25 protein-coding genes and 1 pseudogene are annotated in these 24,095 nt (G+C 63.2%); 15 read left to right on the top strand and 11 right to left on the bottom strand.

Going from position 1 to position 24,095, the window contains the following annotated elements:
* Window positions 1-290 precede the first annotated feature (290 nt).
* The 3 genes from NKI96_RS27440 to NKI96_RS27430 are packed head-to-tail and all read left to right on the top strand — an operon-like array spanning window position 291 to window position 3,482.
* Window positions 291-1,160 (top strand): carbohydrate ABC transporter permease, encoded by an 870-nt coding sequence (locus NKI96_RS27440; protein WP_023745368.1) that lies wholly within the window; start codon window positions 291-293, stop codon window positions 1,158-1,160.
* The gene (locus NKI96_RS27435) at window positions 1,157-1,981 is read left to right on the top strand and encodes a carbohydrate ABC transporter permease (RefSeq protein WP_023668609.1); all 825 of its coding nucleotides are present in this window, start codon (window positions 1,157-1,159) and stop codon (window positions 1,979-1,981) included. Before NKI96_RS27440 ends, NKI96_RS27435 begins: the two co-directional genes overlap by 4 nt.
* 25 nt (window positions 1,982-2,006) lie before the next feature.
* A complete protein-coding gene (locus NKI96_RS27430) occupies window positions 2,007-3,482 on the top strand; it encodes a M81 family metallopeptidase (RefSeq protein WP_352807110.1) in 1,476 nt (491 codons plus the stop codon).
* Window positions 3,483-3,513: 31 nt separating this feature from the next.
* Here the strand turns inward: NKI96_RS27430 and NKI96_RS27425 are convergent, their stop codons facing one another.
* The 6 genes from NKI96_RS27425 to NKI96_RS27400 all read right to left on the bottom strand — a co-directional run bounded on the left by NKI96_RS27425 (window position 3,514) and on the right by NKI96_RS27400 (window position 8,955).
* Window positions 3,514-5,565 carry a M3 family metallopeptidase gene (locus NKI96_RS27425; RefSeq protein ID WP_352807107.1) on the bottom strand — a complete coding sequence of 684 codons (2,052 nt, stop codon included), beginning with the start codon at window positions 5,563-5,565 and terminating at the stop codon, window positions 3,514-3,516.
* Window positions 5,566-5,653: 88 nt separating this feature from the next.
* Window positions 5,654-6,067, bottom strand: coding sequence for a hypothetical protein (locus tag NKI96_RS27420; protein WP_023668612.1), 414 nt, complete (start codon window positions 6,065-6,067; stop codon window positions 5,654-5,656).
* A 66-nt stretch (window positions 6,068-6,133) separates the two neighbouring features.
* A complete protein-coding gene (locus NKI96_RS27415) occupies window positions 6,134-6,778 on the bottom strand; it encodes a carbonic anhydrase (protein WP_023668613.1) in 645 nt (214 codons plus the stop codon).
* Between the two features lie 149 nt (window positions 6,779-6,927).
* On the bottom strand, window positions 6,928-7,692 hold the full coding sequence (locus NKI96_RS27410; protein WP_352807104.1) for a DUF429 domain-containing protein: 765 nt from the start codon (window positions 7,690-7,692) through the stop codon (window positions 6,928-6,930).
* Entirely contained in the window at window positions 7,689-8,573 is an 885-nt protein-coding gene (pdxY, locus tag NKI96_RS27405) for a pyridoxal kinase PdxY (RefSeq protein WP_352807101.1), read from the bottom strand. The genes NKI96_RS27410 and pdxY overlap by 4 nt, the downstream gene beginning before the upstream one ends.
* 130 nt (window positions 8,574-8,703) lie before the next feature.
* A complete protein-coding gene (locus NKI96_RS27400) occupies window positions 8,704-8,955 on the bottom strand; it encodes a hypothetical protein (protein WP_352807098.1) in 252 nt (83 codons plus the stop codon).
* 163 nt (window positions 8,956-9,118) lie between these two features.
* Here NKI96_RS27400 and NKI96_RS27395 point away from each other — a divergent pair, with 163 nt between their 5' ends.
* From NKI96_RS27395 to ppa, 7 genes and pseudogenes are all read left to right on the top strand, one after another.
* Window positions 9,119-9,751, top strand: a complete 633-nt coding sequence (locus tag NKI96_RS27395; RefSeq protein ID WP_023681434.1) for a LemA family protein — start codon at window positions 9,119-9,121, stop codon at window positions 9,749-9,751.
* Window positions 9,752-9,990: 239 nt separating this feature from the next.
* Window positions 9,991-10,761: a TPM domain-containing protein gene (locus NKI96_RS27390; protein ID WP_198020358.1), complete on the top strand. Its 771-nt coding sequence runs from the start codon at window positions 9,991-9,993 to the stop codon at window positions 10,759-10,761.
* A gap of 49 nt (window positions 10,762-10,810) precedes the next feature.
* Window positions 10,811-11,266: pseudogene (locus NKI96_RS27385) on the top strand (TPM domain-containing protein); the annotation flags it as partial.
* Between the two features lie 35 nt (window positions 11,267-11,301).
* Window positions 11,302-12,192, top strand: a complete 891-nt coding sequence (locus NKI96_RS27380) for a TPM domain-containing protein (RefSeq protein WP_352807095.1) — start codon at window positions 11,302-11,304, stop codon at window positions 12,190-12,192.
* A gap of 6 nt (window positions 12,193-12,198) precedes the next feature.
* On the top strand, window positions 12,199-12,837 hold the full coding sequence (locus NKI96_RS27375; RefSeq protein WP_352807092.1) for a TPM domain-containing protein: 639 nt from the start codon (window positions 12,199-12,201) through the stop codon (window positions 12,835-12,837).
* Between the two features lie 168 nt (window positions 12,838-13,005).
* Window positions 13,006-13,512, top strand: a complete 507-nt coding sequence (locus NKI96_RS27370; RefSeq protein WP_023688843.1) for a GNAT family N-acetyltransferase — start codon at window positions 13,006-13,008, stop codon at window positions 13,510-13,512.
* A gap of 122 nt (window positions 13,513-13,634) precedes the next feature.
* On the top strand, window positions 13,635-14,168 hold the full coding sequence (gene ppa, locus NKI96_RS27365; protein WP_023668623.1) for an inorganic diphosphatase: 534 nt from the start codon (window positions 13,635-13,637) through the stop codon (window positions 14,166-14,168).
* Between the two features lie 227 nt (window positions 14,169-14,395).
* Here the strand turns inward: ppa and NKI96_RS27360 are convergent, their stop codons facing one another.
* Both NKI96_RS27360 and NKI96_RS27355 read right to left on the bottom strand, forming a co-directional pair.
* On the bottom strand, window positions 14,396-14,992 hold the full coding sequence (locus NKI96_RS27360; protein ID WP_023693212.1) for a hypothetical protein: 597 nt from the start codon (window positions 14,990-14,992) through the stop codon (window positions 14,396-14,398).
* 255 nt (window positions 14,993-15,247) lie between these two features.
* On the bottom strand, window positions 15,248-15,865 hold the full coding sequence (locus NKI96_RS27355) for a TetR/AcrR family transcriptional regulator (protein WP_023693211.1): 618 nt from the start codon (window positions 15,863-15,865) through the stop codon (window positions 15,248-15,250).
* 73 nt (window positions 15,866-15,938) lie between these two features.
* Between NKI96_RS27355 and NKI96_RS27350 the strand changes: the two genes are divergently transcribed.
* Entirely contained in the window at window positions 15,939-17,222 is a 1,284-nt protein-coding gene (locus NKI96_RS27350; RefSeq protein ID WP_031208508.1) for an MFS transporter, read from the top strand.
* A gap of 100 nt (window positions 17,223-17,322) precedes the next feature.
* Here the strand turns inward: NKI96_RS27350 and NKI96_RS27345 are convergent, their stop codons facing one another.
* Window positions 17,323-17,601, bottom strand: a complete 279-nt coding sequence (locus tag NKI96_RS27345; protein WP_245260088.1) for a hypothetical protein — start codon at window positions 17,599-17,601, stop codon at window positions 17,323-17,325.
* Between the two features lie 197 nt (window positions 17,602-17,798).
* Between NKI96_RS27345 and typA the strand changes: the two genes are divergently transcribed.
* From typA to NKI96_RS27330, 3 genes are all read left to right on the top strand, one after another.
* Complete coding sequence (typA, locus tag NKI96_RS27340) at window positions 17,799-19,628, top strand: translational GTPase TypA (protein ID WP_023681424.1); 1,830 nt, start codon at window positions 17,799-17,801, stop codon at window positions 19,626-19,628.
* A 243-nt stretch (window positions 19,629-19,871) separates the two neighbouring features.
* Window positions 19,872-20,618 carry a M48 family metalloprotease gene (locus tag NKI96_RS27335; protein ID WP_023704967.1) on the top strand — a complete coding sequence of 249 codons (747 nt, stop codon included), beginning with the start codon at window positions 19,872-19,874 and terminating at the stop codon, window positions 20,616-20,618.
* A gap of 52 nt (window positions 20,619-20,670) precedes the next feature.
* Window positions 20,671-20,877, top strand: coding sequence for a hypothetical protein (locus NKI96_RS27330; protein ID WP_023688850.1), 207 nt, complete (start codon window positions 20,671-20,673; stop codon window positions 20,875-20,877).
* 17 nt (window positions 20,878-20,894) lie between these two features.
* Here the strand turns inward: NKI96_RS27330 and NKI96_RS27325 are convergent, their stop codons facing one another.
* Window positions 20,895-21,521, bottom strand: a complete 627-nt coding sequence (locus NKI96_RS27325; protein WP_352807087.1) for a DUF1062 domain-containing protein — start codon at window positions 21,519-21,521, stop codon at window positions 20,895-20,897.
* A gap of 340 nt (window positions 21,522-21,861) precedes the next feature.
* Complete coding sequence (locus NKI96_RS27320; protein ID WP_023712045.1) at window positions 21,862-22,896, bottom strand: L-idonate 5-dehydrogenase; 1,035 nt, start codon at window positions 22,894-22,896, stop codon at window positions 21,862-21,864.
* A 141-nt stretch (window positions 22,897-23,037) separates the two neighbouring features.
* Between NKI96_RS27320 and NKI96_RS27315 the strand changes: the two genes are divergently transcribed.
* Window positions 23,038-23,652 carry a LysE family translocator gene (locus NKI96_RS27315; RefSeq protein ID WP_023712044.1) on the top strand — a complete coding sequence of 205 codons (615 nt, stop codon included), beginning with the start codon at window positions 23,038-23,040 and terminating at the stop codon, window positions 23,650-23,652.
* Window positions 23,653-24,095: the final 443 nt, after the last annotated feature.

The raw sequence follows: 24,095 nt of genomic DNA, 5'->3' as shown, positions 1-24,095 counted from the left end.
ACGGCGGCCAAATGGCCCAAAACAACACCCCCCCTCCCCCCCCATGGGCCCACACCCCCCCCCCCCACCCCACCGCGCTCTAGCTCCGCCCCACACCTCTCCCCCGATCAACGGGGGAGAGGAAGGGCTCCCTTCCGCAACCGCTGCGGAGGATGGGCAGGCAGGTGAGGGGCAGCGCAAACGTCCGCAGGAGATTCAAACCCTGAAGCGCTGCCTTAGACCGATATGCGAGATTGATCCGAGCTGGCGCGCCAGCGCCACTTATGTCCAACACGGTACGAATCCGGCCGATGCAAAATCGTTACCTGCCCTATTTATTGACCTTGCCCAGCCTGTTTCTGGCCGCGGTCGTCATCTTCTGGCCGGTCTGGGACCTGATCCAGATATCGACGCATGATGTCAGCCGTTTTGGGCAGCTGCGCGACTTCAACGATTTCGCCAATTATTCCGCCTTCCTCGCCGATCCCGATTTCCTGGCGGCACTCTGGCGCACCGGCCTGTGGACCGTGCTGGTGGTCGGCGGCGCGCTGCTGTTGTCCGTCCCCGTGGCGATGATCCTCAACACCGATTTCTACGGCCGCGGCATTGCCCGCGTCATCATCATGCTGCCCTGGGCGGTGTCGCTGACGATGACGGCGGTGGTCTGGCGCTGGGCGCTCAACGGTGAAAGCGGCATGCTGAACTCGGCGCTGATCGGGCTCGGCCTGATCCATGAAAACATCCAGTGGCTGGCGCGCGCCGAGACGGCATTCCCGATGCAGGTGCTGATCGGCATATTGGTGACGGTACCGTTCACCACGACCATCTTCCTCGGCGGCCTGTCGTCGATCCCCGACGACCTCTACGAGGCGGCGGCCCTGGAGGGGGCGACGCCGCTGCAGCAGTTCCGCGAGATCACCTTTCCGCTGCTGAAGCCGTTCATCAACATCGCCATCGTGCTCAACACCATCTACGTCTTCAATTCCTTCCCGATCATCTGGGTGATGACGCAGGGCGGGCCGGCCAACTCGACCGACATATTGGTCACCCATCTCTACAAGCTGGCCTTCCGCATCGGCAAACTGGGTGAAGCATCGGCGGTGTCGCTGCTGATGTTCGCCATCCTTTTGATCTTCACCATGATCTATGTGCGGCTTGCCATGCGGGAGCAGCGCACATGACGCCCAAGCTGAAGCGTACGATCATCGCCTGGCTGCTGCTTTCGCCGCTGCTCGTGGTGACGATCTTCCCCTTCGCGGTAATGTTTTTGACCGCGGTCAAGCCGCGGCAGGAGGTGCTGTCGCCGACCTGGTGGCCAAGCGAATTCCACTGGTCGAATTTTGCCGACATGTGGGTGGCGACCGGCTTTGGCCAGGCGCTGGCCAATTCGCTCTATGTCTCTGTTATCGCCACCGTCGGCGCCATCCTGATCTCGGTGCCGGCCGCCTATGCCATGTCGCGGTTTCGCTTTGCCGGCTATGGCGCCTTCCGCCAGTTCCTGCTGATCTCGCAGATGATCTCGCCGATCGTGCTGGTGCTCGGCCTGTTCCGGCTGATGGCGGCCTGGGGTCTGATCGAATCCACGACCGCGCTCGGCGTCATCTACATGGCTTTCAACGTCGCCTTCACCGTGTGGATGCTGCAAAGCTATTTCGACACCATCCCGCGCGATCTCGAGGAAGCAGCGTGGATGGAAGGCGCCGGCCGATGGCTGACCTTGCGAAAAGTGTTTCTGCCGCTTTGCCTGCCGGCAATAGCGGTGACCGCCATCTTCACCTTCATCAACGCATGGAATGAGTTCGTCGTTGCGCTCACAATGCTGCGCAGCCAGGAAAGTTACACGCTGCCTATCCAGGTGTTCTCGCTGGTCGCCGGCCGCTACACGATCGAATGGCACCATGTAATGGCGGCGACGCTGCTGGCGACGCTGCCGGTGGCAATCCTGTTCATCTGGCTGCAGCGCTATCTCGTCCGCGGGCTGGCGCTCGGGGCGGTCAAATAACGGCGCCATTCACAACGGAGCTTTCATGCGCATCTTCACCGCCTCGCTGGCGACCGAAACCAACACCTTCTCGCCGGTGCCGACCGACCGGGCGTCGTTCGAGATGGCGTTCTATGCCGGGCCGGGCAAGCATCCGGACACGCCGACCTTGTGCTCCTCGCCGATGGTCGCGCTGCGCCGGCGTGCGGCTGCCGAAGGGCTGACCGTCGTCGAAGGCACCGCCACCTGGGCGGAGCCGGGCGGGCTGGTGCAGCGGCAGACCTATGAGTCGTTGCGCGACGAGATTCTCGGCCAGTTGAAGGCAGCCTTGCCGGTCGACGCCGTCATCCTCGGCCTGCACGGCGCCATGGTGGCGCAAGGCTATGACGATTGCGAAGGCGATCTGCTGGAACGGGTTCGCGCAATCGTCGGGCCCGACGTGGTGATCGCGGTCGAGCTCGACCCGCACAGTCATCTGACCCCAAAGCGCGTCGCGGCATGCAATGTCATGGCCTATTTCCTCGAATTCCCGCACACCGACTTCTATGAGCGCGGCGAACATGTCGTCGAGCTTGGATTGGCGGCGGCGCGCGACGAGATCAAGCCGGTGATCTCGACGTTCGACTGCCGCATGATCCAGGTGCTGCCGACCAGCCGCGAGCCGATGCGCTCCTTCGTCGACCGCATCAAGGCGCTGCACGGCAAGGACGGCGTGCTGTCGGTCTCGGTCATCCATGGCTTCATGGCCGCGGACGTGCCGGAAATGGGCACGCGCATCCTGGTCGTCACCGACAATGACAAGGCCAAGGGCGATGCGCTGGCGGAGAGGCTAGGGCACGAGCTTTACGCCATCCGCGAAAGGACGGCGATGACGATGCTGAACACCGAGGACGGCATCGCGCGGGCACTGGCCGTGCGCAAGGAAAATCCCGGCAAGCCGGTTGTGATTGCCGACATCTGGGACAATCCCGGCGGTGGCGTCGCCGGCGACGGTACGGTCGTGCTGCGCGCCATGCTGGAACAGGGCGTGGACAATTTTGGCGTGGCGACGATCTGGGACCCGATCGCTGTCACCTTTTGCCAGGCGGCAGGCGAAGGCGCCGTCATCGACCTGCGCTTCGGCGGCAAGGCCGGGCCGCTGGCCGGCGAACCGATCGATGCGCGCGTCAAGGTGTTGAAAGCCGTCCCCGAGGGCTGGCAGAGCTTCGGGCCGAGCCGGGTGACGCTCGGACCGACGGCGCTGGTGCGGCTCGAAGGCACCGAAATCGACATCATCCTCAACACCAACCGCACGCAGACCTTCGAGCCGGATGTCTTCTCCAACATCGGTGTCGATCCGTTGTCGAAGGACATATTGCTGATCAAGTCAACCAACCATTTCTACGCCGGCTTTGAACCGATCGCGGCGGAGATCATCTATGTCTCGGCGCCGAGCTCGTATCCGAGCAATCCGGCGGTGACGGATTACAGGAAGCTGACGCGGCCGGTGTGGCCACGGGTGGCGGATCCTTGGCGCTGGTGATCTCCCCCTCGAGGGGGGAGATAAGGCGGCGCTATAGCAATCCCCGCTTCACCATCATCGCTTCCGGCGAAGGCATCTTGCCGCGGAACGCCGTGTACAGCTCCTCCGGATCCTTCGACCCGCCAGCGGCATAGATATTCTTCCGAAGCCGTTCCGCCAGCGCCGGGTTGAAGGGATCGCCGGTCTCCTCGAAGGCGGCGAAGGCGTCGGCGTCGAGCACTTCCGACCACATGTAGGAATAGTAGCCGGCTGAATAACCGTCGCCGGAGAAGATATGGCCGAAATGCGGGGTGCGATGACGCATGGCGATGGTGTCGGGCATATCAAGCTTTTCCAGCGTTTCGGCTTCGAAACGCAGCGGTTCCGCCGGCGCATCCGGCCGCGCGTGATACGCCATGTCGATCAGCGCCGACGCTGTGAACTCGACCGTGGCGAAACCGGCGCCGAACGTGCGGGCGGCCAGCATCTTGTCGAGCAGCGACTTCGGCATCGGCTTGCCGGTCTTGACATGCAGCGCATGCTTTTCCAGCACTGCGGGCACCGTCAGCCAGTGCTCGTAGAGCTGCGAAGGCAGTTCGACGAAATCGCGGGAAACCGACGTGCCCGCCACCGACGGCCAGGTGACGTCGGTCAGCATGCCGTGCAAAGCATGGCCGAACTCGTGGAACAGGGTCTTGGCCTCATCGACCGACAGCAGCGCCGCTTCCCCCGCCGGCGGCTTGGCGAAGTTCATGATGTTGTAGATCACCGGCTTGGAGCCATCCCCAAGCTTGTAGCCAGACTTCAGCGCGCTCATCCACGCGCCGGAACGCTTCGAGGATCGGGCGAAATAGTCGGCGAGGAACAGGCCGCGCTCGCTGCCATCGGCGTTCTTCACCACGAAGACGCGCGCGTCGGGATGCCAGGCGGCGATGCCCTTCTTCTCCTCGAAAGTGATGCCGAACAGTTTTGTGGCGACGTCGAAGCAGGCGTCGATGACCCGGTCGAGTTGCAGATAGGGTTTCAGTTCCGCCTCGTCGAAGGCGAATTTTTCGGCGCGCAATTTCTCCTGGTAGAAGCGCCAGTCCCAGGCTGCGAAGGTCTCGTTGCTGCCTGCCTTGGTCGCCAGCCGCTCCAGCTCCTTCTGGTCGGCGGCGGCCTTCTCCAGCGCTTTCTCCCAGACCGGGTCGAGGAGGTCGTGCACCGCCTTCGGCGTCTTGGCCATGGTGTCGTCGAGCTTAAGCGCGGCGAACGAGGCATAGCCGAGCAGCCTGGCCTTTTCGGCGCGCAGTTTCAGCATGTCGCGCACCACTGCCGTGTTGTCGCTGGCGCCGCCGTTCTGGCCGCGCATGGTGAAAGCGCGGAAGGCGCTCTCGCGCAGGTCGCGGCGTTCGGAGAAGGTCGTGAACGGCTCATAGATAGAGCGCGACAAGGTGACTGCGTAGCGGCCTTTCTGGCCGCGCGTCTCGGCGGCTTCGGCCATCGAACTCTTCACGAAGTCCGGCAGGCCCGCAAGATCAGCCTCGTCGAGGAAAAGCGCCCAGTCGCGCTCGTCGGCCAGCACGTTCTGGCCGAAGGTCGTGCCGAGCGAGGACAATTCCTCGCTGATGTTGGCCAGCCGCTTCTTACCGTCGGCGTCGAGCTTGGCGCCCGAGCGCACAAAGCCTTTCCAGGTCTTCTCCAGCACCCGCAGCGTCTCGGCGTCGAGTTTTAGCGTCTCCCGGCGCTGGTAGAGGTCGTCGATGCGGGCAAACAGTTTCTCGTTCATCGAGATCGCCGAGAAATGCCGCGACATCTTCGGCGAGATCTCACGCTCCAGCGCCTGGATCGCATCGTTGGTGTGGGCGCCGGCCCGGCACCAGAAGATCGACGAGACATGGTCGAGCGGCTCACCGGCGAGCTCGAGGGCTGCCAGCGTATTCTGGATGGTCGGCGCATCCTTGTTGCCGGCGATAGCATCGATTTCGGCCTCATGTGCCTTCAGCGCCGCGTCGAACACCGAGGAGAAATCGTCGCCGATGCTGGCAAAATCCGGCAGGCCGAGCGGCCCTTGCCATTTGGTCAGCGGATGGGCGGCGAGATCGACGGTTTTCGTGGACGGCATGGGGGATCTTTCGATGATTGGCGGAGCTTGCTGACCGATGTAGGGCGATGACTGGCGCGGCGCAACAGCGCGGCCGTTGAAGCCCGCGTCAGAAGCCGTCGCAATTTTCCGCGATCGCCGCTTGCGAACTGGCGGTGATGCGGTTGCCGGTGACGGCGAACGTTTCCTGCATCAGCATGTCATTGTTGGGGAAATCATAGCAGGCGATGACAGTGGTGACGCCGGCCTCGCTCTTTTCGACGCGATGCCGGATTGCGGCGCCGGCGACCGCGCCCTTCCATTCGTCGATCGACGCGATGAACTCCTGCTTCGACTGCACGACGCCGAGATCGTCGAGCTTGATGCGGACATCGTCGGCGAGCAGGTCCGACAATTCGGTGCGATCGGCGACCAGCAGCGCCGAATACCAGCGGTCGATAATGGCGCCGTCATCGGAGCGGGCAGGGACGAGCGAAATCAGCAGCGCCGCTACGGCGAAAGCGATCGCACGCCAAACCCGCATTCTTGCCTCCTCTTATTTGACCATGCCCTTATCCGAAAACCGGTCCCACTTTTCGGGATCATGGGTCTACGTCAAATCCGGCCGCTCGAAGTCGCCAGTGTCCTTGTTCATTACCCAGAGCTCGCCTGTCGAGATGTCGAACCAGGCGCCATGCAGCGACAGCCGCCCCTTGCCTTCGAGGATGGAGACGCAAGGGAAGGTCCTGAGATTGGCGATTGAATAGCGGATGGAAATCCGCTCCAGCGCCGTCTGCCGTTCGGTTGTCGTCATGAACGTGCTGGACGAAACGGTTTCGGCCGCCGGCGCGATCAGGCTCATCCATTTGCCGATGAAGTCGCCGGGCGACAGCGGCGCCGAATTGGTGTCGAGCGCGGCACGGATGCCGCCGCAGCGGCCATGGCCCATCACCACGATGTTTTTCACCTTCAGGCTCTGCACGGCGAATTCGAGCGCGGCCGAGGTCGAGTGGAACTCGCCGTCCGGCGCATAGGGCGGCACCAGATTGCCGACATTGCGCAGGACGAACAGTTCGCCCGGACCGGCGTCGAAGATCGCCTCGGGGGCAGAGCGGGAATCGCAGCAGGCAACGATCATGGTTTCGGGCGCCTGCCCTTCGCGGGCGAGCTCGCGATAGCGTCCGCTCTCGGTGAGATAGCGGCCATTCATGAAGTTGCGGTAGCCGGTCCAAAGATGTTCGGGGAGATGGGGCATGGGCTAGGGATGAAGCCTTTCGGGGTTAGCGACGGCAGCTCATTTCAAGTTAGAAAGGCTCTAACGGCAAATGCCCGTCGCGGGCAATGCCGAATTGCGGATGGCTTCGTCGCAAATCGCCATGCCGCACGCATGGCTCGCCGCTTGCCTCACGCCCAGATCGCCAGGGGAATGCCCAAACGGTCGGCAAGCGGCGGGTCGGGAAACGGCTTTGCCTCCCCGCCGGCAATGCGTCCGGCAATCAGCATCATCGCTGCGGCGTCGAGGAAATCGTCGGCGGCAGCACCGCGTTGCGGCGGCTGGTCAAGGAAAGCTCTGGTATAGCCGTGCCGGCAGAGCAGTGCCTTGCGCTCTTCCATCCCGGCAGGATTGACGGCGCCCTTGATCTTCTTCGGCAGCGTCATCGGTTTTTCGCCGTTCAGCCGGCAGAAGGCCACTTCGGGGTGCGATTCGAAGACGCGGCGGCGCAGTTGCGGACGTGCGATCAGCAGCGCGTCGATCTCGCGGATCTTGGCAAAGATGCCGAAGGCCTGGATCGAGACGCCGCGTGGCGGATCGGAGGTCGCCTTGGCCACCCCGCTGGCGCGCCGATGCGCCTCATACCAGGCCTCGACCGTGGTGAAGTCGCTGATGTCGGCGTAGAGGGCCGCGCGGGACGGGATAGAGAAGACGCTGGATTGCCGTGCTCCGAGCATTGGCCGTACCAAGGTCTCCGGCCCGCGCCCGCCTCTTTGCGAGACGTCCGGCAGGCCGATCGGCATGTCGACGGCCACTGTCGCATCGGCGGGCAAGGCGTCGAGCAGGGCCGCAAAGCTGGGAAAGACGCGGACTGACGGCGCGGCATCCAGATCGCGGCGGACGGCGATCCAGCCGGCCTTGCAGCCGTCTACGCCGACGACCACGGTCGAGGTCACGCCCGGCGGTCCCGCCCCGGATGCGTGAGGTGGCGCAGCTGCACCATCGCCATCGGATGCGACAGGCTCTGGGCATCGGTTTCAAGCTGCAACTCGTCGCCGCCACGCTTGGCGGTTCGCGCCAGGATTTCGTAGACGGCGGCGGTGGTCGATTGCAGCGCCTTGATCGGCGGCTGCCCCGACAGGATGCGGGCGAGGTAGACGGCCGCAGTCAGGTCGCCGAGGCCATTCGGCGGCTTGTCGATGAGGCGGTGTTCGGCCAGCAGCGCCTGGGTGCCGTCAAGCAGCAGATTGCCGGTGCCGCCGGTCATCATCGACTGTGCCGACGTCACCAGCATTGTTGACGGTCCGGCATGGAGGGCGGCCGAGATCACCGATTTCAGATCGGGCAAAGGCGCGCCGGCCATCCACTCCAGCTCATAGCGGTTGGGGGTGGCGATGTCGGCGATCGGCATCAGCCGGTCGCGCATCGCGGCGGCCGTCGGCTCGGGCACATAGAGCCCGCCGGAATCGCCCATCACCGGATCGCATATATAGATCGCGTCCGGCGTCTTGGCCTTGACCGCCGCAACCAGCGAGGCGACGGCCTCGGCCTGGCCGGCCTCGCCGAGATAGCCCGACAGCACCGCGCCCACCTCGCCCAGCCAGGGCGCGCGCTCGAGATCGGCCATCAGCGGCTTGAACTGGTCGAGCGGCGGCACGATGCGCGTGGCGCGGCCATGGCCCGGATGCCAGGGCAGGATGACCGTCGGTACCGCCCACACCGGAAAGCCCAGCGTCTCCAGCGCAAACACGGCGGCGCGGTTACCGACCGAGCCGCGGGCGACATGGCTGGAAATGACGATGACCGCGCGCGGCGCGTCGGCTTTTTCGCTGTTCATGGAAAATCCTAGATACGGATCATTTTTCGTTGAATCGTCATCCTGATCTATCTCTTTGGTTGGAGCATGATCTCCGGACAAAACGGCTCCCGTTTGTCCGAGAAAACCGGTTCCTACTTAGGATCATGGTCTAGATGCCCCGGGAGACGTAGTACACAAGGCAGATCAAAAGGCCGAGGGCGACGATGAGCCCAAGTGTGCGGCCGATGCGGGTGCCCCAGACCTCGATCGGATCGGATCGGTCGGCCTCGGCTGCGGTAACATGATCGCGCGCGCCTTTCGCTGCCCGTGACACCAGCGATGCGCCGCCAAGGCCGCCCTCGTTCGCCACGCGCTCGATAATGCGGCGCGATTCGCTGTCATCGTCGCGGCGTTCCGCCATGATCCTGTCCTGTTTGCCGGCAACCATACCGTGTTCGCGCGATCAATCACAGGGCCTCGCCGGCGCATGAATGCGCGCCAGGAATGCGCGCCAGCGGCAGACATTTTCTTGAGCGCGGATTGTGCTAATGCTTCGCATGCAACTTCTGTCGAGGGACCTCACCATGTTTGCCCAGCGCCTTGCCTTCCCTTTCCGCAGTCTGCCGGCCGTGCTGATGATGGCCGTCGTGCTGCCTCTGCTCGCCGGCTGCGGCTTCAACACCATCCCGACGGCGGAGGAAAACGCCAAGGCGGCATGGAGCGAGGTGCTGAACCAGTATCAGCGTCGGTCCGACCTCATTCCCAATTTGGTCGAGACGGTGAAGGGCTATGCCTCGCATGAAAAGGACACGCTCGATGCGGTGGTCGAGGCGCGCGCCAAGGCAACGCAGATCACGGTGACGCCGGAAACGCTGAAGGACCCCGAAGCGCTCAAGAAGTTCCAGGATGCGCAATCAGGGCTGACCAGCGCGCTGTCGCGGCTGATCGCGGTGTCGGAGGCCTATCCCGACCTCAAGGCCAACCAGAATTTCCTGGCGCTGCAGGCGCAACTCGAAGGCACCGAGAACCGTATCGCCGTGGCGCGGCGCGACTACATCCTGGCGGTCAAGGATTACAATCTGACGCTGAGGACCTTTCCGTCCGTGCTATGGGCAACCTTCTGGTTCCGCAGCAACGAGCCCTTCGCCAACTTCACCGTCGAAGAAGACAAGATGCAGCCGCCGAAGGTCGATTTCGGCACGAAGCAGGGCGGGTGATGACGTCTGGGTGAGCTTGGCCTTTGCCAGCCTTGCGTTCCTTCACACCCCCCTCTGTCCTGCCGGACATCTCCCCCTCAAGGGGGGAGATCAGCTGTCTTCTGTCCTTTCGCCAATTATCAGCGTTGCCGGCTGAGCGTCGGCAGCGAGATTGCCAATCTCCCCCCTCGAGGGGGAGATGTCCGGCAGGACAGAGGGGGGCGCGAAGGAACGCCAACCTTGGTGTTCTTCTCGCCTTTCTGGCCGTCTTCCTGCCCCTCACCGCCTTCGCCGCCGATCTCCCCGCGCTGACCGGCCGCGTCGTCGACAATGCCGGGATCATCGATGCAGGCACCAAAGCCGCGCTCACCCAGAAACTCGCCGACTTCGAGACCAGAGGCTCCGACCAGATCGTCGTCGCAACCATCCCCAGCCTCGACGGCGAGGAGATTGAGCCTTACGCCAACCGGCTGTTCCGCTTCTGGAAGCTCGGCCAGGCCAAGGAAAACAACGGCGTGCTGCTGCTGGTGGCGCCGAACGACCGCAAGATGCGCATCGAGGTCGGCTATGGGCTGGAAGGCACGCTGACCGATTTGCACACCAAGCTGATCATCGAAAACGACATGGTGCCGGCGTTCCGCGCCGGCGATTTCTCCGGGGGCATTTCCAAGGCCGTCGACGACATGGTGATGGTGCTGGAAGGCAATCCGGAGGAATTGGAGGCGCGCGGCGAGCGCAACCAGAAGCCGCCCATCAATACCGACAATCTGTTCTTCGGCGTCTTCATCAGCATCTGGGCAATCATCTTCTTCGGCAGCATGGCCGCCTCCATCCTGCCGCCGATCTTCGGCCAAAAACTCGGTCCCGGCCGCTATCGCTGGCTCGGCATGACATTCGAGCCGGGCCGGCGGTCGTCCAGCGGCGGCTGGTCTTCGGGCGGGGGCGGCTGGTCGTCGGGTTCAAGCGGTGGTGGCGGCTTTTCCGGCGGCGGCGGTTCGTCCGGCGGCGGCGGCTCCTCGGGAAGCTGGTGACGAGATGACAACACGCATCGCCAATCCCTGGCATGGCCGCTTCGCCACGATGACCGGCGCTGCCTTGCTGGTCTTGCTCGTCAGCTTCGCGGCGCTGGCGGCGGAACTGCCCGCCCTCACCGGTCGTGTCGTCGACAATGCAGGCATCATCGACGCTGCGACCGAGGCGGCGCTGACGCAGAAGCTGGCCGATTTCGAGACCAAAGGCTCCGACCAGATCGTCGTCGCGACGGTTCCCAGCCTCGACGGCGAGGAGATCGAGCCTTACGCCACCCGGCTGTTCAACGCCTGGAAGCTCGGCCAGAAGGCCAAGAACAATGGCGTGCTTCTGCTGGTGGCCGTGAACGACCGCAAGATGCGCATCGAGGTCGGCTACGGGCTGGAAGCCACGCTCACCAACCAGCACGCCACACGGATCATTGAAGGCATGGTGCCGGCCTTCCGCGCCGGGGATTTCTCCGGCGGTATTTCCAAAGCGGTCGACGACATGATCATGGTGATTGAGGACAGTCATGGTGGTTGAGGGGAACTGGTGACGGCATGACAGTACGCGTCTTCAATCCGCCAAGACCTGGCCGCGCAGCCGCGACGATCGGCATCGCCCTGTTGACGATGCTCACCATGCTGTTTGTAGCCTTGGCGGCAGACCTGCCGGCACTCACCGGGCGGGTGGTCGACAATGCCGGTATTATCGACGCCGCGACCAAGGCGGCACTGACGCAGAAACTCGCGGATTTCGAGACCAAAGGCTCCGACCAGATCGTCGTCGCCACGATCAACAGCCTCGACGGCGAGGAGATCGAACCCTACGCCAACCGGCTGTTCCGCTTTTGGAAACTCGGCCAGGCCGGCGAAAACAACGGCGTGCTTCTGCTGGTGGCCAAGAACGACCACAAGATGCGCATCGAGGTCGGCTACGGGCTGGAAGGCACGCTGACCGACCTGCACACCAAACTGATCATCGAAAACGACATGGTGCCGGCGTTCCGCGCCGGTGATTTCTCCGGCGGCATTTCCAAGGCCGTCGACGACATGGTCATGGTGCTGGAAGGCAACCCGGAAGAGCTGGAGGCGCGCGGCAAGCGCAACCCGGCCGACCGCAGCACGCCCATCGATCCTATAGTCGCGGTCTTCTTGATCCTGTGGGCGGCGATGTTCTTCGGCGGCCTGGCGATGGCCTTCCTGCCGCCGATCTTCGGCACCAAGCTGTCGCCGGGCGTGTATAAATGGCTGGGCATGACCTTTCGCTACGGCCAGGGGCCGAGCGGATCGTCCTCGGGCTCCAGCAGCTGGACAACAAGTTCGTCGTCGGGCAGCGGATGGTCATCGGGAAGTTCGGGCAGCAGCTGGTCTTCGGGCTCAAGCAGCGGCGGCGGGTTTTCAGGCGGCGGCGGTTCGTCCGGCGGTGGCGGGTCTTCAGGGAGCTGGTGAGAGAAGATGGCAACACGACCGATCAGCCCACAGGACCATGAGCGCATCGCCACCGCGATCCGCGCGGCCGAGGCCAAAACCGACGGCGAGATCTACTGCGTCGTTGCGCATGCCAGCGACGGCTATTTCTTTCCCGCCGCCTTCATGGCGACATCAGGCATGCTGATTGCCAGCCTCGCCGTCGCCTATGGGCTGGAAGCCTGGTGGCTGTCGATCCGGCTGCCGCATTTCGTCATTGTCCAACTGCTGGCACTGGCCTCGGTGTTGGTGCTTTTGTGGGCGCTGCCGGGCTTGCGCATCCATCTGGTGCCGCGCCGGCAGCGTTATCAGGCGGCACATGACAATGCGCTCAGGCAGTTCCTCGCCCGCAATGTCCACCGCACCACGGCGCGCACCGGCGTGTTGGTCTTCGTGTCGATCGCCGAGCGTTATGCCGAAGTGGTCGCCGATTCGGGCATCGACAGCAAGGTCGGCCAGCATGTCTGGGACGGCGTGGTGCGCGATCTCCTGCAGCATGCCGGTCACGACCGGCTCGCCGACGGCTTCGTCAAGGCGATCGGGCAGGTCGGCGCGGTGCTGGCCGAGCATTTCCCGGTGACGTCGGGCGACGCCAATGAGCTGGACGATCATCTCGTCGAGATCTGAAGAGCCTGCACGCGCTACCCGGACGGACGCCTGACCGCGCCGGCTGGGCGCGTTTTCCAGGCAGGCTTTGCCCATTGTCAGCAGTGTCGCGATCGGCTGTGAGAAAGCGGTCGGCGGGCTGACCTCGACTCTTGCAAATGGCCGATGCGAGTTTATGGTTAACAAATCATGAATACGCTGAGCATCGACATCAGGAAAGCCGAACCGCGCGACGCCGGCGCCATTGCCGACGTGCACCAGCTGGCCTGGGAGGGCGCCTATTCCGGCATCATCCCGCATCGCTCGCTGACCTCGATGATCAACCGCCGCGGCGCCGACTGGTGGGCCAACGCCATCCGCCGCGCTGCCACCGTTCTGGTGGTCGAGATCGGCGGCACCATCGCCGGCTATGCCACGATCGGCAAGAACCGCGCCCGCGAGCTGAAGCAACAGGGCGAAATCTACGAACTTTATTTGCGTCCGGAATATCAAGGCATCGGGCTCGGCAGCCGGCTGTTCAAGGCGGCGCGGGCGCGGCTTGCCGACCACGGGCTGAAGGGAATGGTGGTGTGGGCGCTGGAAGACAACCAGAACGCACTTTCCTTCTATGCCGGCGCGGGTGGCCGTGACGTCGCCGAAGGCGTCGAGATTTTCGAGCAGAGGGCGCTCAAGAAGGTCGCCTTCGTCTGGGAATGACCGGCCTCGGTTACAAGTCATCATAAACTGTGCGCTTCCGTTAGCGCTTCGCACCAATCGCCGCATTGCACCATGCCGCGCCGCCCGCTATCGATCTTGGAGATCGAGAGAGGGATTTAAGCATGCGTATCGAAGCCATTGCCATCGGAAAGAACCCGCCCGAGGACATCAACGTCATCATCGAGGTGCCGATCGGCGGCGAGCCGATCAAGTACGAGATGGACAAGGAGGCCGGCACGCTGTTCGTCGACCGTTTCCTGCATACGTCGATGCGCTACCCCGGCAATTACGGTTTCGTGCCGCACACGTTGTCGGGCGACGGCGACCCGATCGACGTGCTGGTCTGCAACACGCGCGCCCTGGTGCCGGGCTGCGTCATCAATGTGCGGCCGATCGGCGTGCTGGTGATGGAAGACAATGCCGGCCAGGACGAGAAGGTCATTGCCGTGCCGTCGCCGAAGCTGACGCTGCGCTACGAAAACGTCACCGAATACACGCAGCTGCCCGAGATCACCCGCGACCAGGTCCAGCACTTCTTCGAGCACTACAAGGATCTCGAGCCCGGCAAATGGGTCAAGATCGAAGGCTGGCACGATTCCAAATACGCCAAGAAGATGATCGTCGACGCGATCGCACGGGCGAAGGCGGCAAAGTAGCGCCGAGAGAGGCCTGCGTCTCGTTCAAGTAAGCGGCAAACGCCAGCGCGAGGCACCCCCCTCTGGCCTGCCGGCCATCTCCCCCTCAAGGGGGGAGATCGGATGTCGCAACGGCTTTCGTCAATTTTCAGCGCCGAAAGAAAAGCGCCGCCAGCGAAGCTGCCAATCTCCCCCCTTGAGGGGGAGATGCCCGGCATGGCAGAGGGGGGTGCCTTGCACCCACGTGGCTAGTTATCCACCCGACCAAACGCCGGCACGTTGCCGATGACGGTGTGCTTGTCCTTGCCACAGGCGAAACTCTTCGCCTTTTCGTCCGCCAGCTTGCGCGCCTGGTCGTTGGCCTGAGGGTTGCCGGTGGCGAGCACGAGGCCGATGGTGCAGCCGTCGCGGGCTTCCATCTGGGCGACCTTGGCGACGAGCAGCACTTCGGTCGGCTTGTTCTCATCCTCGGGATTGCTGATCGAGCGGCGGTGGATCACCGCGAAGGGAACGGCAACGTCGCCCTTGGTCTCGATGCGCCATTCGACCTTGGCGCCGGACGAGTTGAAGCCAGAAAAGCTCTCCCAGACCGAGGTCATCTCGCCGCCGGGCGGAAACCCGTAGAACAGCGATTCACGCGCATCGTCGTAGGCGATCAGCACGGGATAGCCGCGATAGCCGGAGCAGGCGAGTTCGGCCCAGTCGCCGTCACCTTCCTCGGCCTGCGCATAGGTGACGCAATCCTTTTGCGAGTCGAGGTCGGTGTAGACGCTGGATATTCCGTCGGCATGGGCGGTTTGGGATAGGGCGGCGAGGGCGAATGGAACAAGCAGCAGGGTTCGCATGCGGACGTCTCCCGTGAAGTTCGCCCCAGCCTATCGCCAAATCTGCGGCCGGCCTAGCGTGCCAATCTCAACGTTGGCGCCGCCCAAATCGCCCTGCCGGGCAATTCTCCCCCTGAACGGGAGAAAGTGGCCGGCTGCGCCGCTGGCGACAACCTTGCAACGCTGGCAATTGGCGAAATCGTGATGAGAGCGTTCCTCGCCCCATTTCCGGGAAAGGATGCCGGCAGGTGAGGGGCGGCGCCAACGTTCGAAATGTTATTTCTTCAAGCTCGCCTCGATCAGCAGGTCGGCGTTGCGGGCCACCGCTGCCGCCGGGCCTCCGAGGCCGAAGAGCTGGCCGCTGATATAGGCGCCTTCGATCAACAGCAGCAGGCCGTCGCCGAGCGTGTCAGGGTCTTCAGCGCCCATCGCTGCGGCCATGGCGCGCAGGCGGTGGCGCAGCTCCTGCTTGTTGGCCTCGCTGACGACACGCGCCGGATGGCCATGTTCGGGATATTCCACCGCCGCGTTGGTCATGCCGCAGCCGCGATAGTCCGGCCTTTGCGTGCGCTTGCCGACGCGAGTCAGGAAAGCCCTGAGCTGTGCCCGCGGGTCGCCGGGATGGGCAGCCACGGCTTCGTCGAAACGCTCCCAATACTCACGGTCATATTGCCTGAGATAGGAAGCGGCGAGCTCGTCCTTGGAGGGAAAGCTGCGGTAGAGGCTGGGCTTGGTGACGCCGGCGCGCTTGACGATCTCGTCGACGCCGATCGCCCGGATGCCGCGGCGGTAGAACAGGTCGTACGCCACGTCGAGGATTTTCTTGGCAGCCTTGGGCGGTGCGGCTGCATGACCGTCTTTGATGGTCAGTTCAATATTTTTGTCCGTTGGCATGGTATGACTCGATTGACGTGTTACCGATCGGTACGTATACATGTCCTCACCCTGCAACGTACCGGTCAGTAACATGATAGCTCAATCCCGTCCCTTTGGCCAGCGCTACGCTTTCGTCGTGGTTGGCGTCATCTTCCTCTGCTTGTTGATCGCGGCCGGGCTTCGTTCCGCACCCTCGGTGATGATGCTGCCGTTGGATAAAAGCTTCGGCTGGGGGCGCGATACGGTTTCGATTGCCGCCGCGATCGGCATCTTCCTTTACGGCCTGACCGGGCCGTTTGCCGCCGCATTGATGGAGCGTATCGGCTTGCGCCGCACGCTGCTTGCCTCGCTTGTGATCATGTCGGGCTCGACCGCGCTCAGCCTGCTGATGACCGAGCCATGGCATCTGTTCCTCACCTGGGGCGTGTTTTCAGGTGTCGGCTCCGGCGCGGTCGCCACCGTGCTCGGCGCCACCATCGTCAACCGCTGGTTCAAGACCAATCGCGGCTTGGTGATGGGGCTGATGTCGGCCTCCAGCGCCACCGGCCTCTTGGTGTTCCTGCCGCTGCTGGCATCGCTCGCCCAGTCGGGCGGCTGGCAGCCCGTCGCTACCGCCGTCTCGATCGCCACCGCCTGTCTTCTGCCGCTGGTCTGGCTGTTGGTTCCGGAGCGTCCCGCTTCGATCGGCATGGTGCGCTATGGCGCCGGGGCCGATGACGTGCCGCCGGTTTCGCCGGCATCGCAAGGCAATTTTCTGGCGCATACGCTGAACACGCTGCGCCGCGCTGCCGGCACCCGCGTCTTCTGGTATCTGTTCGCCACCTTCTTCATCTGCGGCTTCACCACCAACGGGCTGGTCGGCACGCATCTGATCTCCTTCTGCGGCGATATGGGCATCCCCGAGGTACAGGCCGCGGGCCTGCTGTCGCTTATGGGCATTTTCGACCTGATCGGGACGACGCTCTCGGGCTGGCTCACCGACCGTTTCGACCCGCGCAAGCTGCTCGGCGTCTACTACGGCATTCGCGGTCTGGCGCTGATCTATCTGCCCTATTCCGGCTTCTCGGCGACCAGCCTGATCATCTTCGCGATGCTCTACGGTCTCGACTGGATCGCCACCGTGCCGCCGACGCTCAGGCTCGCCAACGAGGCCTTCGGTGACCGCAGCGGCCCGATCGTGTTCGGCTGGATCGTAGCCGGCCACCAAGTCGGCGCCGCCACCGCCGCCGCCTTCGGCGGCACCATGCGCGAATTGCAGGGCAATTACGAACTGGCTTTCCTGATCGCCGGCATGACGGCGATCGTGGCTGCGTGTCTGTCGCTGCTGATCAATACGAGCAGGCCGGCTTTCGATCCGGAGCCGCAAGCGGCGTAAGGCGCGGTACTAATCTCCCGCTGGTGACGCTCGATCCGGTGCGGTCGGCGTAAGCCTTTGGGTCGGCGCGAAGGATCGCTACGCCTGGAATGGGCAGCCGTCAGTCCGGGTAGCAAACCGTCGGAATCTTCGGCCAAACCGCGCTGTCGCAACCTGCAACCTGCTGCCTCTGCTTGAAAGAGGCGCTGACCGGGCCAGTGACCATTGGGTCGACGCCATCAGGGGCGTCGGCAAACATCTGCTCGGCCGTCCGGTCGGACGACGAAGCCGGATTGGCTTCCTTCACCGTGGCGGCCGATTGAGCGGCATTGGCCGCCAGCACGGCAGCGAATGCGACCGAAGCGATGAGGGGCCAAAATCGGTTGAGTTTGTCGGTCATGAATTTCGAACTACCCGGGCCCAGAAAGGTTCCCGCCTTGGTTAACAAAACCATCTCACACCGAGATGCTTAAGATTTGATGAGTATTTGGTGGTGCGCCTCCTCTTTCGCAATTGCGAAAAACCCTGTATGAGCCGCGCAACCGAAAGAGGCGGCGCCTTCTGGCCTGCTGCCTGCAACGCTCCCGAGACCACAAAATGAAAATTCGTAATATCGCGATCATCGCGCACGTCGACCATGGAAAAACCACCCTCGTCGACCAATTGCTGCGGCAATCCGGTTCCTTCCGCGACAATCAGCGCGTCGCCGAGCGCGCCATGGATTCCAACGACCTCGAAAAGGAACGCGGCATCACCATCCTGGCCAAGGCGACCTCGGTCGACTGGAAGGACACCCGCATCAACATCGTCGACACGCCCGGCCACGCCGATTTCGGCGGTGAGGTCGAGCGCATCCTGTCGATGGTGGATTCGGCGATCGTGCTGGTCGACGCCGCCGAAGGCCCCATGCCGCAGACCAAGTTCGTCGTCGGCAAGGCGCTCAAGGTCGGCCTGAAGCCGATCGTCGTCATCAACAAGATCGACCGTCCGGACGCCCGCCACGTCGAAGTGGTCAACGAGGTGTTCGACCTGTTTGCAGCGCTTGACGCCACCGACGAGCAGCTCGACTTCCCGATCCTCTACGGTTCTGGCCGCGATGGCTGGGTCTCGGAAAATCCGGAAGGCCCGAAGGACCAGGGCCTGGCGCCGCTGTTCGACCTCGTCATCAAGCATGTGCCGGAGCCGACCGTTCATCCCGGCCCGTTCCGCATGATCGGCACCATCCTGGAAGCCAATCCATTCCTCGGCCGCATCATTACCGGCCGTATCGAGAGCGGCACGCTGAAGTCCAACCAGGCGGTCAAGGTGCTGCACCATGACGGCACCCAGATCGAAACCGGCCGCATCTCCAAGATCCTCGCTTTCCGTGGCCTCGAGCGCCAGCCGATCGAAGAGGCGCAGGCGGGTGACATCGTCGCCATTGCCGGCCTGTCCAAAGGCACCGTCGCCGACACGTTCTGCGACCTGGCGGTGACCGAGGCGTTGCATGCGCAACCGATCGATCCGCCGACCGTGACCATGTCTTTCCTGGTCAATGATTCGCCGCTCGCCGGCACTGAAGGCGACAAGGTGACCAGCCGCGTCATCCGCGACCGCCTGCTGCGAGAAGCCGAAGGCAATGTCGCGCTCAAGATCGAGGAATCGCCCGACAAGGATTCGTTCTTCGTTTCCGGCCGCGGCGAATTGCAGCTGGCCGTGCTGATCGAGACGATGCGCCGCGAAGGCTTTGAAATCGCCGTGTCGCGTCCGCGCGTCGTCATGCAGAAGGGCGAGAACGGTGAATTGCTGGAGCCGGTCGAGGAAGTCGTCATCGACGTCGACGAGGAGCACGCCGGCATCGTCGTGCAGAAGATGTCGGAGCGCAAGGCCGAGATGGTCGAGCTGCGGCCTTCGGGCGGCAACCGTCAGCGCATCGTCTTCCACGCGCCGACGCGCGGACTGATCGGCTACCAGTCGGAACTGTTGACCGACACGCGCGGCACCGCCGTGATGAACCGGCTGTTCCACGCCTACCAGCCCTACAAGGGCGAACTGCCGGGCCGCACCAACGGCGTGCTGATCTCCAACGAACAGGGCGAGGCAGTGGCCTATGCCATGTGGAACCTCGAAGACCGCGGCCCGATGGTCATCGACCCGGGCGTCAAGGTCTATCAGGGCATGATCATCGGCATCCATAGCCGTGACAACGACCTCGAAGTGAACGTGCTGAAGGGCAAGAAGCTGACCAACATCCGCGCCGCCGGCAAGGACGAGGCGGTGAAGCTGACGCCGCCGATCCGCATGACGCTGGAGCGCGCGCTGGCCTGGATCCAGGACGACGAGCTGGTCGAGGTGACGCCGAAGACCATCCGCCTGCGCAAGCTCTATCTCGACCCGAACGAGCGCAAGCGCTTCGAGAAGTCGGCCAAAGTGGTCGGCGCGGCGTAACGGTTTTTGTTTTGGCGAGATGGGGACGACCCAACCCATCGTCTCGCCGAATGGGACAGGCTTCCCACTGGGAGCAGCCTGGCGCCCAGCCAGCCCAGCGGTGTCTCTTCAAAGGACCACAGCGGAAGCTCATAGTGTCATGATATTCTCGTTCCTCTCACTCCTCCGCACGGTATGCTAGCTGTGGGTGGAGGCGAGGAAACGGGTGTGCGAAATGCCGTTCGGGATTTCGTGCGGAGTCTTATGCAAGACGACACGCGGCGAAGGCTCGCAGCCCACAAAAAGCTTGTTGGATTTGGCAACGCGGCACTGCCGGCGATCGAGTATGAGCTGGCAAAGATCGATCTGGGTAAGGTTTCCCATCGCGAAGTTTCAACGGTTGTGGCGGGCCTCGCTACTGCCCTGCACGATATTAACGAAGATGCATCTCGACGATATATTTCGGATTCGCTTGCAGGACCGATAACTCCCCTTATGCGCGCTGCGCTCCGCAGCATCGTTCGCTTTGCGATGGACGACTGGCTGCGGTCTTCAGTTGGCGACATCACTGTTCTGGAGCATGGCAAGCTCGACAGTGGTTTGGAGGCGGCGCGGCACATTGGCCACTGGCTTGCAAATGTACCTGCAGCCGATCTGATTGGCATTTCGCGAATCTATATAATCCCGGAAATCCCCGAACCCGAGTTCGCCGGCACTTACCTCCAGACAGTATCGGTCATCGAGATTGTCTGGCGACGCCCATCCAAACATTGGATTGGCAACGCATTTCGCAGATTCATGATCGAGAAAACGCTCTATCACGAAATAGGCCACCATGCGCTGCAGCATGTCGAAATGGGACAAGACCCCGATCAGGAAAAGCAGGCAGACCGCTACGCATGGAAAATGATGCGCAGGGCACATCCCAATCTATGGATGCTTACTTTTCCTCTGCGGTTCCTTGGCGCGTCTGAACGACGGAAAAATGCCAAGGAGTTGGAAGCCGTATAGGATGCGTTTCGAAAGGTCGGCCAAGGTGGTCGGTGCAGCTTAAGGGCGCGCAATGAGCGACAAACTGGTCACGGCTGCGGTATTCGACAATCGGCCCGAGGCCGCGGTCTGCATATCGATGCTTCAAGCCTACGGGATTTATGCATTTTCGGCGCATCTCGATACGAGCGGGCAAAGCCTGACCCATGTGCAGGTCGCCGACAGCGATCTCGAAGCGGCCAAGGGTTTGATCGCTTCGACCTCTGAAGAGAGCGATTAACCCCTGGCCGCAGCGGCTCATCCTCCGGCCGCCGAGATGATGACTTCGCGATCCGCTTCGCCGGCTAGGTCGATGCGGATGGTCGTCCCCTCGCGAGCCGGCTTGCGCAAAGCCTTGGCTCCCTCCGGAAAGACGGTCAACACCAGCTTCTCCTCCAGTGCCTGAAGCCGCGACCGCGAGATGCCGAGTTCGCCGGCGAGCAGACGGTCGAGCCGCAGCGATGTCGGCATTTCCAGCCCAAGCCTGATTTCAAGCGCGGCTGCGGGTTCGCCTTCGCCGCCGAGCCGGTGTTTGTGAACGGCGAAATCGGGAAACTCCTCGACGCGGCCGACTCGGTTTCGCAAAGCCGCGACATCGAAGGCATGGCGGCGGGCGAGGGCCGGATCGTTGCTTTCGAGCGCTGCCAGCAGCGCGGGTTCGATGTCGCGGCGGTTGCAGCGTTCGAAAATGCCGAAATTCCACGAATTGTCGCAGTCGATGCAGCGATAGATCAGCCAGACATCAATGCGTTTGCCATTGGCGTTGACGCGGAATTTGTCGCTGCAGCGATAGGCTTTCACGGCGCTGCAGCGGTTGCAGTGGACCAGGGGTCGAGGCGCGATTTCGGGCGTGATTGCCCAGTGGATAGCGAGATGTTGGGACAAGCCGGAAGACCTTCCAGTGTGGAAGTTCTTCAGGTCGGCAATGGCGAGATGCCCATGCGGGCACGGCGTGGCGAGAGCTAGCTATGTCGGAAATCAGCTGTCACGGGCGGCAAAGCGCGCGACAACGGTTCAGCAGTGCCAAACCGGTCTCGAACCGCCGCCTGAGGAACACGTGAAATGGAGCAGGCACCGCTTAGTGCGGCGCCCTGCCAAGTGTGATCAGGGGAGTTGGCGAGACCGGCGGTTACTGAGGCAAAATGAAGCTCGAAATGAATGTCGGGACGGTTCTTCTAGCGGCAAGATGCCGAGCGGGCAAGGTTCATAGGGTGTCTCGCCCTGCTCAGGCGAAGGCGATCTGTACCTTCATCGATTTGTTGCGGTCGCCGGCGATCTCGAAAGCCGCAACCGCCTCGTCCATTGGATAGATGCCGGTCAGCAGCGGCTTAACGTCGACGCGACGGTTGTTGATCAGATCGACGGCCAGCGCGAACTCGTCGTGGAAACGGAAGGAGCCGCGCATTTCGATCTCCTTGGCGACGATGAGATTCTGAGGCAGCGACATGTCGCCGCCTAGGCCGAGCTGCACGAGCACCCCGCGCGGCTTCAGCACATCGAGCCCGGCTCGCACCGCGCGCTCATTGCCGGAGCATTCGAACATGACGTCGAAACTGCCCTTCTCGACATTGTAGCCAGCGAGCTTGTCGGCATCTGTGGCGACATTGATGGTGCGGTCGGCGCCGATCTCGTTGGCCTTGGCCAGAACCGCGTCCATGACATCGGTGACGACGATCTCACGCGCGCCGTGGACACGTGCGGCAAGGATGCTGAGCGCACCGATCGGCCCGCAGCCGGTGACCAAGACCCGCTTGCCGAGCAGCGAGCCGGCGCGGTTGACGGCATGCAGCGTTACCGCGAACGGCTCGGCAAAGGCGGCTTCGTTGATGGAGACATAATCGGCGATCTTGTGGCACTGCCAAGCCTCGGCGACGAGGCGCTGGCGGAAGGCCCCCTGTATGTGCGGCATCGGCATGGCGCTGCCGTAGAATCGCATGTCGAGGCATTGGTTCTGCACGCCCTGCAGGCAGTATCGGCACGCATTGCAGGGCCGGCTGGGCGAAATAGCGACGCGGTCGCCGACGGCGAGGCTGGAGACGCCGGCGCCAAGCGCCTTCACCGTGCCGGCGACCTCATGTCCGAGGATCATAGGCTCGCGCAGGCGCACCACGCCGAAGCCGCCATGATTGTAGTAGTGCAGGTCCGAGCCGCAGATGCCGCCGGCCTCGACCGATATTTCGACCTGTCCGGCGCCAGGCGCGCCCGAATCGGTCTCTTCGATGCGCAGGTCTTTTGCGGCGTGGATGACGATTGATTTCACGGCCGCGATCCTTTCTCAAACCGCTGGCACGGGCAAGTCCGATCTCCGAAATGTGTCGCGTTCGTTGGCCCATCAGGCAGAGGGGTGCCAAATTGACGCCGATCGGATATTCTTCGCCATCCAACGCTCGAAGGCTCCGTCATGCACCTCACCTCGCTCCTGATCTTCGCCGCCGCTTTGTTCGTCGCCGCCGGTTCGCCCGGACCGTCGATCGCAGCCCTTGTCGCCCGCGTCATCTCGAAGGGCTTTCGCGACGTGTTCCCGTTCCTGCTTGCCATGTGGATCGGCGAGGGCATCTGGTTGTCGCTGGCGGTGTTCGGGCTGGCGGTCGTGGCGCAGACGTTTCATTTCGCCTTCGTCGTCGTGAAATGGGTGGGCGTCGCCTACCTCGCTTACCTCGCCTGGAAGATGTGGACGGCGCCGGTCGAGGCCAGGGAAGGCGAGATGCCGCGTGAGGATTCGCCGCTCAAGCTCTTCTTTGCCGGCATGGCGGTGACGCTCGGCAACCCCAAGATCATGATGTTTTATCTGGCCCTGCTGCCGACGATCATCGACCTTGCTTCGGTCAGCGTCATCGGCTGGGTCGAACTGACGGCGACGATGGCGGTTGTGCTCATCGCCATCGATCTCGCCTGGGTGATCGCGGCGTCACAGGCGCGCAAGCTGTTGAAAAGCAAGCGCGCCATGAAGATCGCCAACCGCGTCAGCGCCACGACGATGGCCGGCGCCGCCGCGGCCATCGCGGCGCGATCCTGATCGCCTTTCTATGGCACCTCAAAACTAGACTTTGTCCAACAGGTCCATGCTGTCGCCGGTGCCCACTTTCCAGCCGGCGAAGCATCCCAAAACGCCACAGGCGCGCATCGTTCGCCAACATAAAGCCAGCGAACGCCGCCACGTCCCGGGTAGATGGAAAACCCGACGCCGATGTTTGCAGCTTCGGAGCCGCACTCGGTGCACGCCCATCGTTCCGGCTGGGCTTCGTCCCAAAATTCCTCGCTGTCGCAGATAAGATGCTCGGAGCCACAGGCTGTGCATGTTCGTCGCGCTACACCCTCGTCATCGTCGGCATCGAGGAGAAACGAGATGGAACCGCACTTGCAGCGGGCGAGCCTGAAGTCGTGAACCTCATATCCTTCGGAGGCATACCCCTCCAGGTATTCTGCGATGTCCGTGGTTCCCTCCAACCCACCATTTGC

It is taken from the genome of Mesorhizobium sp. M0292, assembly GCF_040321695.1.
Classification (GTDB): Bacteria; Pseudomonadota; Alphaproteobacteria; order Rhizobiales; family Rhizobiaceae; genus Mesorhizobium.
Note: the sequence above shows the minus strand (reverse complement) of the source record. Positions and strands in the feature narration are given on the sequence as shown.

Excerpts from the sequence above, each read along its gene's own strand:
- NKI96_RS27440 (WP_023745368.1), top strand. The coding sequence starts at position 291 with ATGCAAAATCGTTACCTGCCCTATTTATTGACCTTGCCCAGCCTGTTT.
- pdxY (WP_352807101.1), bottom strand. The coding sequence starts at position 8,573 with ATGAACAGCGAAAAAGCCGACGCGCCGCGCGCGGTCATCGTCATTTCC.
- NKI96_RS27415 (WP_023668613.1), bottom strand. The coding sequence starts at position 6,778 with ATGCCCCATCTCCCCGAACATCTTTGGACCGGCTACCGCAACTTCATG.
- NKI96_RS27345 (WP_245260088.1), bottom strand. The coding sequence starts at position 17,601 with ATGACCGACAAACTCAACCGATTTTGGCCCCTCATCGCTTCGGTCGCA.
- NKI96_RS27430 (WP_352807110.1), top strand. The coding sequence starts at position 2,007 with ATGCGCATCTTCACCGCCTCGCTGGCGACCGAAACCAACACCTTCTCG.
- NKI96_RS27360 (WP_023693212.1), bottom strand. The coding sequence starts at position 14,992 with ATGCGAACCCTGCTGCTTGTTCCATTCGCCCTCGCCGCCCTATCCCAA.
- NKI96_RS27375 (WP_352807092.1), top strand. The coding sequence starts at position 12,199 with ATGGCAACACGACCGATCAGCCCACAGGACCATGAGCGCATCGCCACC.
- typA (WP_023681424.1), top strand. The coding sequence starts at position 17,799 with ATGAAAATTCGTAATATCGCGATCATCGCGCACGTCGACCATGGAAAA.
- NKI96_RS27315 (WP_023712044.1), top strand. The coding sequence starts at position 23,038 with ATGCACCTCACCTCGCTCCTGATCTTCGCCGCCGCTTTGTTCGTCGCC.
- NKI96_RS27395 (WP_023681434.1), top strand. The coding sequence starts at position 9,119 with ATGTTTGCCCAGCGCCTTGCCTTCCCTTTCCGCAGTCTGCCGGCCGTG.
- NKI96_RS27380 (WP_352807095.1), top strand. The coding sequence starts at position 11,302 with ATGACAGTACGCGTCTTCAATCCGCCAAGACCTGGCCGCGCAGCCGCG.
- NKI96_RS27335 (WP_023704967.1), top strand. The coding sequence starts at position 19,872 with ATGCAAGACGACACGCGGCGAAGGCTCGCAGCCCACAAAAAGCTTGTT.
- NKI96_RS27355 (WP_023693211.1), bottom strand. The coding sequence starts at position 15,865 with ATGCCAACGGACAAAAATATTGAACTGACCATCAAAGACGGTCATGCA.
- NKI96_RS27435 (WP_023668609.1), top strand. The coding sequence starts at position 1,157 with ATGACGCCCAAGCTGAAGCGTACGATCATCGCCTGGCTGCTGCTTTCG.
- NKI96_RS27350 (WP_031208508.1), top strand. The coding sequence starts at position 15,939 with ATGATAGCTCAATCCCGTCCCTTTGGCCAGCGCTACGCTTTCGTCGTG.
- NKI96_RS27330 (WP_023688850.1), top strand. The coding sequence starts at position 20,671 with ATGAGCGACAAACTGGTCACGGCTGCGGTATTCGACAATCGGCCCGAG.
- NKI96_RS27420 (WP_023668612.1), bottom strand. The coding sequence starts at position 6,067 with ATGCGGGTTTGGCGTGCGATCGCTTTCGCCGTAGCGGCGCTGCTGATT.
- NKI96_RS27400 (WP_352807098.1), bottom strand. The coding sequence starts at position 8,955 with ATGGCGGAACGCCGCGACGATGACAGCGAATCGCGCCGCATTATCGAG.
- NKI96_RS27370 (WP_023688843.1), top strand. The coding sequence starts at position 13,006 with ATGAATACGCTGAGCATCGACATCAGGAAAGCCGAACCGCGCGACGCC.
- NKI96_RS27425 (WP_352807107.1), bottom strand. The coding sequence starts at position 5,565 with ATGCCGTCCACGAAAACCGTCGATCTCGCCGCCCATCCGCTGACCAAA.
- ppa (WP_023668623.1), top strand. The coding sequence starts at position 13,635 with ATGCGTATCGAAGCCATTGCCATCGGAAAGAACCCGCCCGAGGACATC.